The following is a 1,633-nucleotide window of genomic DNA, read 5'->3' as shown; positions in this document are numbered from 1 at the left end:
TGTACTTAAAGTAAACCAGCTAATAGTTTGTCAACATTTTTCAATTAAAACCTAATATACTTCGTGATATACTAAAAATGTGTATGACAAATAACCTTCCTTTCTCCCTTAATTGGAAGGTTTTGTGTTATTTAGTTAGATATAGGTGCTAATCTATATCTTGGAAAGCTGTTCTATTTTTTAAAAGGGCATAAATCCAATGTAAGAGCTTATTTACACAAGCAATGACAGCTACTTTAAAAGGCTTTCCTTCTTCACGTTTCTTATCGTAAAACACACGTAGTTTCTTATTACGAGGAATGATTTCATCAGTCGTCTTTGACTTACGACAATCACGAATGGCACACTGAACTGCCATATATAAGGCATGTCGAAGTCTACTAGACCCTCGTTTAGTGATTCGGTTTTTGGTGGCTGTAAACTTACCAGATTCGAAGACACTTGGGTCAACTCCAGCGAAAGCTACAAGCTTTTTAGGATCATTAAATCGGTCTATCTCTCCAATTTCAGAAATAATCGTGGCGGCGATTTTTTCTCCAATGCCTGGGATAGATTTGATAATATTATACTCTTCAATTTCTTTGGCAAGGGCATCTATTTCCGACTCTAACTTCGATAGATGCTCTTTGTATTGAAGAAGAATATTTATATACATACCGAGGCTCAGAATATGGCTCTGATATACTGTCTTCTCAAATGGATTACGAATGGCAGCTGCTTTAATTTGGATAGCTTTTTCATTTGCCCATTTCTTTGAGCGGCTCTTACATAATTCGTTTATCTTATCAGTGATAGCCTCTTCACTAGCGTTTAATATATCTTCAGAGGATGGAAATTCTAATAAAGTTAGAAGTGATACCACCGAATATAAATCCCCAAAAACACCTCTATATTCAGGAAAAACCTGATCTAGAACTGTTTGAAATTGAAGTTTAGTTTGGATCAGAAGCCCTGTAATATTCTCGTGCTGTCTTGTAAGGTTGCGAAGGTTTAAAAGTTGAATACCACGCTTTTTATAGGGTTCCAATTCCTCTTTATAGAACAGTTCACAGAGAAGATAAGCATCGGCCGCATCTGTTTTTACTTTCCTTAAACTTGAACCTTTCGCCTTATAAGAAATCAATGGATTGATGATAATTAACACATAACCACGTTCCTCTAAGTAATGAACAACTGGAGCTTGATAATGACCAGTTGATTCTAAAACAACCGAAGGTTTCTGACCTGTTTCCTTTGTTACTTCAACAAGAAATTTTACGAGTGACTCAAGTCCCTCAATGGTATGATGGATTTTAAAGCTCTTACGAAATGGCTTCCCTTTATCTAAAAATGCTTGGACCTGACTTTCTCCTTTCGAAACATCCAGACCTATGACTGGATTCATTCTAAATCTCCTCCTTTAAAATAACTGACCAGTAACCCCTAGTTCCTCCATGCAGTATCATAGCTTCGCTTGTTATACGAGATCATTGTCCCAACCAGCCTCAATCATGTTTCTACAAGTAGGGGGCGAACGGTTTACTTGACGGGGTCAAGCCCCACGGGCAGGTACGTTCTACCCTGGCTACTGTTATAATAAAACCATATAAAAAATGGTCAACCAGAATTATCTGGCTGACCTTATAATACGAAC

Annotated in this window: 1 protein-coding gene; it reads right to left on the bottom strand. The window is 37.2% G+C overall.

Annotation, left to right across the window (positions count from 1 at the left end; translation table 11 throughout):
* Positions 1–148: 148 nt before the first annotated feature.
* The gene (locus AAHB12_RS31045; RefSeq protein ID WP_342048925.1) at positions 149–1,384 is read right to left on the bottom strand and encodes an IS110 family transposase; all 1,236 of its coding nucleotides are present in this window, start codon (positions 1,382–1,384) and stop codon (positions 149–151) included.
* Positions 1,385–1,633 lie beyond the last annotated feature (249 nt).

Source organism: Bacillus sp. OTU530 (assembly GCF_038440375.1).
Note: the sequence above shows the minus strand (reverse complement) of the source record. Positions and strands in the feature narration are given on the sequence as shown.